At 73.2% G+C, this 8445-nt stretch carries 2 protein-coding genes; both read left to right on the forward strand.

What is annotated here, in order from left to right; all coding sequences use genetic code 11:
* A partial coding sequence (locus tag AB0L21_RS39360; RefSeq protein WP_365788747.1) for an SDR family NAD(P)-dependent oxidoreductase occupies positions 1-6396 on the forward strand: 6396 nt, incomplete at its 5' end.
* A 58-nt stretch (positions 6397-6454) separates the two neighbouring features.
* Positions 6455-8445, forward strand: a 1991-nt coding sequence (locus AB0L21_RS39365; protein WP_365788748.1) for a type I polyketide synthase, incomplete at its 3' end; no start/stop codon positions are given.

Consider the following 8445-nt stretch of genomic DNA (forward strand, 5'->3'; position numbering starts at 1 on the left):
GGCCCGCACGCACCGGGTGCCACGGAACTGAGGGACGAACTCCTCGCGCTCGGAGCCGAGGTCACCCTCGCCGCCTGCGACGTCTCCGACAGGGACTCCCTGGCGGACGTCCTGGCGCGGATTCCGGCCGACCGGCCCCTGAAGGCCGTGGTCCACACCGCGGGCGTACTGGACGACACGGTGCTCACCGACCTGACCCCGGAGCGCCTGGACGCGGTACTGGCGGCGAAGGCGGACGCGGCACTGCATCTGCACGAGCTGACGCGGGACCTGGAGCTGTCCGCGTTCGTCGTCTACTCCTCGATCGCGGGCCTGATCGGCAACGCCGGCCAGGCCAACTACGCGGCGGCCAACACCTACCTGGACGCCCTCGCCCAGCACCGCGCGGCCCTCGGACTGCCCGGCGTGTCCCTCGCCTGGGGCCTGTGGAAACAGACCAGCACCATCAGCGGCGAACTGAACGAGACGGACCTGCAGCGCATCAAGCGCCTGGGGCTCGTGCCACTCGGCACGGACGAGGCGATGGAGCTGTTCGACGCCGCCCTCGCGGGCACCGAACCGGTCCTCGCCGTCAGTCGCCTCGACACCGCGGCCCTGCGCGCACGGCACGAGCCGCCCAGCCCGCTCCTCCGCGCCCTGGTCCCCATCGGCCCGCGACGCGCGAACGACGCGCGGGGCGCAGCCGTCTCCTCGCTGGCCGAGCGCCTGGGCGCCCTGTCCCAGGAGGAGCGCGAACATGCCCTGATCGACCTCGTACGCACCCAGGTCGCCGCGGTCCTCGGACACGCCGACGCCGGAGCCGTCGACGCCGAACGCGCCTTCCAAGACCTGGGCTTCGACTCACTGACCGCGGTCGAACTGCGCAACCAGCTCAACAACGCGACCGGACTACGGTTGCCGAGCACCCTGGTCTTCGACCACCCCAGCCCCGCCGCCCTCGCCGCACACCTGGCCTCCGAACTGTTCGGCGAGGAGGTCTCCGGGGCCGTCGCCGTCACCGCGGACTCCGCCTCCGTTGAACCGATCGCGATCGTCGGAATGGCGTGCCGTTACCCGGGCGGTGTGTCCTCTCCCGAGGACCTGTGGGAGCTGGTCGCCAACGGGGTCGACGCCATCAGTGGATTCCCGTCCAACCGGGGCTGGGACATCGAGAAGCTGTACGACCCGGACCCGGACCAGGTGGGGACGTCGTACGTCCGCGAGGGCGGCTTCCTGCACGACGCGGACCTGTTCGACCGGGAGTTCTTCGGCATGTCGCCGCGCGAGGCGACGGCCACCGACCCCCAGCAGCGCCTGCTGCTGGAAACCGCCTGGGAGACGCTGGAGAACGCGGGCATCGTCCCGGCCGAGCTGCGCGGCAGCCGCACCGGTGTCTTCACCGGTGTGATGTACCACGACTACGCCACCGCCACCGGGTCCGTCCCGGAGGAACTGGAGGGCTATCTCGCCGCGGGCAGCGCGGGCAGCGTCGCCTCCGGCCGGCTGTCGTACACCTTCGGTTTCGAGGGCCCTGCGATCACGGTCGACACGGCCTGCTCCTCCTCGCTCGTCGCCCTGCACATGGCCGCGGGCGCCCTGCGCAACGGCGAGTGCGACCTGGCCCTCGCCGGCGGTGCCACGGTCATGGCCACACCCGCCACCTTCGTGGAGTTCTCGCGCCAGCGCGGTCTGTCCGCCGACGGCCGCTGCAAGTCCTTCTCCGACGACGCCGACGGCACCGGCTGGTCCGAGGGCGTCGGCCTGCTCCTGGTCGAACGGCTCTCCGACGCGCGGAAGAACGGCCACCGCGTACTGGCGGTCATCCGCGGTACGGCCGTGAACCAGGACGGGGCCAGCAACGGCCTGACCGCACCCAACGGCCCCTCCCAGGAACGCGTCATCCGACAGGCCCTGGCCAACGCCGGCCTGAGCACCGACGACGTCGACGCCGTCGAAGCACACGGCACCGGCACACGCCTGGGCGACCCCATCGAAGCCCAGGCACTGCTCGCCACCTACGGACGCGACCGGACCACCGACCGGCCGCTCTACCTCGGCTCACTCAAGTCGAACATCGGCCACTCACAGGCCGCCGCCGGCGTCGGCGGCGTCATCAAGATGATCGAGGCCATGCGCCACGGCGTACTGCCGCCGACACTGCACGCGGACAACCCGTCCCGCCACGTGGACTGGGAAGCCGGTGCGGTGGAACTGCTGACCGAGGCACGCGAATGGCCCGCGACCGACGGCCGGCCCCGCCGCGCGGGCATCTCCTCCTTCGGCATCAGCGGCACCAACGCCCACGTCCTCATCGAGGAACCCCCGGCTGCCACCGAGGAGCAGGGCGTCACCGAGCGCAGCGAACTGCCGCTTGTGCCTTGGGTGTTGTCGGGCAAGAGCGTGCAGGCGGTCCGCGACCAGGCGGCGCGGCTGGTGGCCCACCTGGAGGCCCACCCCGACCTGTCGACGCAGGACGTCGCTCTCTCACTGGCGACGGAACGGGCGGCGTTCGACCACCGTGCCGTGGTGACCGGTGCCGATCACGAGGAACTCGTCCAAGCCGCACGCGCGTTGGCGCAGGGTGACGGTGTCCAGCCGTCCCAGGTCCGCCGCCCGGGCGGAACGGCGTTCCTGTTCACCGGGCAGGGCGCGCAACGGCTCGGCATGGGCCGACAGCTCTACGCCGCGTTCCCGGCGTTCGCGAGGGCATTCGACGAGGTCGCGACCGCACTGGACACCCACCTGCCACGCCCGCTGAACGACATCATCACAAGCGGCGAGGACCTGGACCGCACAGAATTCACCCAGCCCGCACTGTTCGCGGTCGAAGTCGCACTCTTCCGACTGCTCCACTCCTGGGGCATCACCCCCGACTACGTCACCGGCCACTCCATCGGCGAACTCGCCGCCGCCCACGCCGCAGGCGTCCTCTCACTCGAAGACGCCGCACGACTGGTAGCCGCACGAGGACGACTCATGCAGGCCGCCCCCGAAGGCGGCGCGATGGCCGCCATCCAGGCCGGCGCGGACGAGGTCAGCGCCTCCCTCCTCCCCCACGGCGCCCAGCGCGTCTCCGTCGCCGCCGTCAACGGCCCCCGCGCCACGGTCGTGTCCGGCGACGAGGACGCCGTCACCGAGGTCATGGAGCACTGGCGGGCCAAGGGCGCCAGGACCAGACTCCTGACCGTCTCCCACGCCTTCCACTCCCCCCACATGGACACCATCCTCGACGAGTTCCACGAGGTCGCCGCCACCATCACCTACAACCCGCCCCGCATCCCCCTGGTGTCCACCCTGACCGGACGCCTCGCCACCGCCGACGAACTCGCCACACCCCGCTACTGGACCGACCAGATCCGCGCCACCGTACGATTCACCGACGCACTCACCTCCCTCCACGACGCCGGAGTCGGTGTGTTCCTGGAGATCGGCCCCGACGCCGTCCTCACCGCCCTGACACAGGACACCCTCGAAGACGCCACCGCCATCCCCCTCCTGCGCCGCGACCACGACGAGACCCGGACCCTGGTCTCCGGCGTGGCCCAGGCCTTCGCCGCCGGCGTACCCGTCGACTGGCCGGCCTATCTCCGTCCCGGAACCGCGGCCCCGGCACCCCTGCCCACCTACGCCTTCCAGCGCGAGCGCTACTGGCTGGAGCGCAGGGACGCCGCCCCGGGCGACGAGGGGCGCGGATGGGGTTCGCTCGGTCATCCCCTGCTTGCCGCCAAGGTCGAACCGGCGGGCGGTGAAGAGGTGTTGTTCAGTGGCCGGATCTCCGTCGAGACGCATCCGTGGCTGGAGGCGCACGCCGTCCTGGACGCCCCCGTCCTGCCCGCCGCCGCGCTCGTGGACCTCGTCGTACGCGCCGGTGACGAGCTGGGCCTCGGCACGCTCGACTCCCTCACCGTGCACACCCCGCTCGTCCTCGCCCCGCTGACCGAGACCGAGATCCAGCTCGCCGTCGCGGGCACCGACGACTCGGGCCCGCGTGCCTTCACCCTGTACGCCCGGCCGGCCGACGAGGGCGCGCGCTGGACCGCGTACGCGGACGGCACCCTGTCCGCCGCCGCCCACCCGGCGCATCCCGTCGGTGACGACAGCGGTACGGAGGTGACGCTCCCCGACGAGCTGCTGCCGGACGCCGTCCGCTACGGACTGCACCCGGAGCTGCTGGAGGCGGCCCTCCGTGCGGCGGAGCGGGCCGGCGCGGTCTCCCCGTCCCAGCCGGGCTCCGTTCTCGTCCCCGCCGAGTGGCACGGTGTGCGGCTGCACGCGAGCGGTGCCACGGTCGTCCGTGTCCAGTGGCGGGCCGTCGACGAGCGCACCCTGGCCGTCCGGCTCACCGACGCCGCCGGCGAACCGGTCCTCACCGTCGGCCGCCTGGTCTTCCGGGACGTGCCGCACGACCGGTTCGCCGCCGCCGGCAGGGCGGCCCTGCCGCTGTACCGCACGGAGTGGGGCACCGCCGAGCTGCCGGCGGCCGAGACCTCACTGCGCTGGGCCGTCGTCGGACCGGGCGACGGCGAGGGCACCGAAACCAGCTACTCGACCCTCTCCGAAGCGGCGGAGGCCATCGCGGCGGGTGCTCCCGTCGACGGCCTGCGCGTGTGGGCTCACGACGAGTCGGGCACCGACGTGGTCGAAGCCCTCCACCAGCGCACCCGTGACGCCCTCTCCCTTGTCCAGGCGTATCTGGCCGACGAGCGACTCGGGAACGTCCCGCTGGCCGTGGTCACCCGCGGTGCCGTCGCCGTCGGCGCCGAGGAGGTCACCGACCTGGCCGGTGCCGCAGTCCGGGGCCTCCTGCGTTCCGCGCAGGCCGAGGCACCGGGCCGGATCTTCCTGCTCGACCAGGAGCGGCCGGCGGGTGGCGAGGGCGACCCGCACGAGCTCGACGCGCTGCTGTCGGCGGTCGTCGCCGCCGGCGAGCCGGAGGCCGCCGTACGCAACGCCGGGATCCGCGTGCCGCGCCTGCGCCGCGGCGACTCCACCGCCGCCGCCCGGTCCGCCCCCGCTCGATCCGCTGCCGGCCCGTCCGTCCCCGGCTTCGCCCGGTCCCCCGAAGGGACCGTTCTGATCACCGGCGGCACCGGCGCGCTCGGCGCTCTGGTGGCCCGCCGTCTGGTGGCGGAGCACGGCGTACGGCGCCTGCTGCTGCTCAGCCGGGAGGGCACGGCCGCCCCGGGCGCCGAGGCCCTGGTCACGGAGCTGGCCGAGGCGGGGGCCAGGGTCACCGTCACGGCCTGCGACGCCGGGGACCGTGCCGCGCTCGCGGCCGTCCTGGACGGCATCCCCGCCGAGCACCCCCTCACCGCGGTCGTCCACGCCGCGGGCGTCCTCGACAACGGGCTGATCGCCGACCTGACCGCACCGAACCTGACCGGGGTCCTCGCGGCCAAGGCCGATGCGGCCTGGCACCTGCACGAACTGACGCGGGACCAGGACCTGTCCGCCTTCGTCCTGTTCTCGTCGAGCGTGGGCGTCCTCGGCGGACCGGGGCAGGCCAACTACGCCGCCGCCAACGCGTTCGTCGACGCACTGGCCGGACTGCGTGCCGCGCAGGGCCTCGCGGCCACCGCGATCGGCTGGGGCCTGTGGGACCCCGCCGAGATCGGCGGCGGCATCAACGCCGGTCTCGGCGAAGCGGGCCACAAGCGCTACACCAGGGAAGGCTTCCGGCTCATCCCCGTCCAGGAGGGCCTCGGCCTGCTCGACGCGGCAGTCGCGGACGGCGCGGCCCAGCTGGTGGCCCTGCCACTGGACCTCGCGGCCCTGCGGGCGCACGGCCGGGTACCGGCCGCGCTGCGCGACCTGGTCCCCGTGCCGAGCCGCCGGGGCGCCGCGCACGGCGCGGACGCCACGGGCACCGCCACCGGCCGGGTCTCGCTGCGGGAACGGCTGGCCGCCCTGCCCGCCGAGGAGCGCGAGCCCGTAGTGCTCGACCTGGTGCGCGGCGAGGTCGCGGCGGCGCTCGGCCACGCCGGAGCCCACCAGGTCGCCGCCCAGCGGGCCTTCCAGGACCTCGGCTTCGACTCGCTGACCGCCGTCGACCTGCGTAACCGGCTGACGGCCGCCACCGGGCTGCGGCTGCCCTCCACGCTGGTGTTCGACCACCCGAACCCCGAGGCGCTCGCCACCCACCTGCTGGGCCGGCTGGACCTGGGCGACGCACCGGGCGGGATCTCCGTCCTGGCGGAGATCGACCGCCTGGAGGCGGCACTGCTCGGCGCGGACGCCCCCGACGACGAGGAGACCCGCTCGGCGGTCGCCGCCCGGCTGAAGGAGTTGCTGGGGCGGATCACGGCCGCGGACACGCCCGCGGACGACCCGTCGGACGTCACCGGGTCCATCGAGGCCGCCACGGCGGACGACCTCTTCGCCTTCATCGACAACCAGCTCGGCCGTTCCGCCAACTGAACCTCGGCGGGAGCGCCCCCGTGGCGCTCCCGCCCGGACCGAGGAGAAACGAACCAGCATGGCTACCGAGTCCAACGACCGGGCCCAGCAGACCCCCGCCGCCACGGGACGGACCGACCAACAGACCAACGAGGAGAAGCTGGTCGAGTACCTGAAGTGGGTGACCGCCGACCTGCACAAGGCCAAGCAGCGGATCACCGAGCTGGAAGGCGGTCAGGACGAGCCCGTCGCCGTCATCGGCATGGCGTGCCGTTACCCGGGCGGGGTGACCTCGCCCGCAGAACTGTGGAGGCTCGTCGCCGACGGGGTGGACGGCATCACCCCCTGGCCCACCGACCGCGGCTGGGACATCGAGGGCCTGTACGACCCGGAGCCCGGCAGGGCGGGCAAGTCCTACACCCGTGAGGGCGGGTTCCTGGACGGGGCGGCCGAGTTCGACGCGGCCTTCTTCGGCATCTCGCCGCGCGAGGCCCTGGGCATGGACCCGCAGCAGCGCGTACTGCTGGAGACCGCGTGGGAGGCGCTGGAGAGCGCCGGCCTAGACCCGGCCGCCCTCAGGGGCAGCCGCACCGGCGTGTTCGCCGGCCTCGTGGAACAGAGCTACCTCGACCGCGAAGGTCCCGAGGAGCTGGAGGGCTACCTCATGACGAGCAAGCTCTCCAGCGTGGCCTCCGGCCGGATCGCCTACACCTTCGGCCTGGAGGGCCCGGCCGTCTCCGTGGACACGGCCTGCTCCTCCTCCCTCGTGGCCCTGCACATGGCCGTGCAGTCGCTGCGCTCGGGCGAGTCCACGCTCGCCCTCGCGGGCGGCGTCACCGTCTCCGGCTCCCCGAGCGGCTTCGTGGACTTCTCCCGCCAGCGCGGGCTGGCCGCCGACGGCCGCTGCAAGTCCTTCTCCGACGACGCCGACGGCACCGGCTGGTCCGAGGGCGTCGGCCTGCTCGTGGTCGAGCGGCTCTCCGACGCGCGGAAGAACGGCCACCGGGTGCTGGCGGTGATCCGGGGTACGGCGGTGAACCAGGACGGGGCCAGCAACGGCCTGACCGCACCCAACGGCCCCTCCCAGGAACGCGTCATCCGACAGGCCCTGGCCAACGCCGGCCTGAGCACCAACGACGTCGACGCCGTCGAAGCACACGGCACCGGCACACGCCTCGGCGACCCCATCGAAGCCCACGCGCTGCTCGCCACCTACGGTCAGGGGCGGCCCGCCGGTCGCCCCCTCTACCTGGGCTCGCTCAAGTCGAACATCGGTCACTCGGTCGCTGCCGCCGGAGTGGGCGGTGTGATCAAGATGATCGAGGCGATGCGGCACGGGGTGCTGCCGCGGACGCTGCACGTGGAGAAGCCGTCCAGCCACGTGGACTGGGATGCGGGCTCGGTGGAGCTGCTGACCGAGGCACGGGAGTGGCCCGCGACCGGCCGGCCGCGCCGCGCGGGCGTCTCCGCCTTCGGCGTGAGCGGCACCAACGCCCACGTCATCGTCGAGCAGGCTCCCGCCGAGGACGCCCCGGACGCCGATCCGGCCCAGTTCACCCTCCCCGTCGTCCCCTGGGTGTTGTCGGGCAAGAGCGTGCAGGCGGTCCGCGACCAGGCGGCGCGGCTGGTGGCCCACCTGGAGGCCCACCCCTACCTGTCGACGCAGGACGTCGCTCTCTCACTGGCGACGGAACGGGCGGCGTTCGACCACCGTGCCGTGGTGACCGGTGCCGATCACGAGGAACTCGTCCAAGCCGCACGCGCGTTGGCGGAAGGCGACGGTGTCCAGCCGTCCCAGGTCCGCCGGCCGGGCGGAACGGCCTTCCTGTTCACCGGGCAGGGCGCGCAACGGCTCGGCATGGGCCGACAGCTCTACGCCGCGTTCCCGGCGTTCGCGAGGGCATTCGACGAAGTCGCGACCGCACTGGACACCCACCTGCCACGCCCGCTGAACGACGTCATCACAAGCGGCGAGGACCTGGACCGCACAGAATTCACCCAGCCCGCACTGTTCGCGGTCGAAGTCGCACTCTTCCGACTGCTCCACTCCTGGGGCATCACCCCCGACTA

This window comes from Streptomyces sp. NPDC052721 (genome assembly GCF_040678315.1).
In the GTDB taxonomy this organism is placed as follows: Bacteria; Actinomycetota; Actinomycetes; order Streptomycetales; family Streptomycetaceae; genus Streptomyces.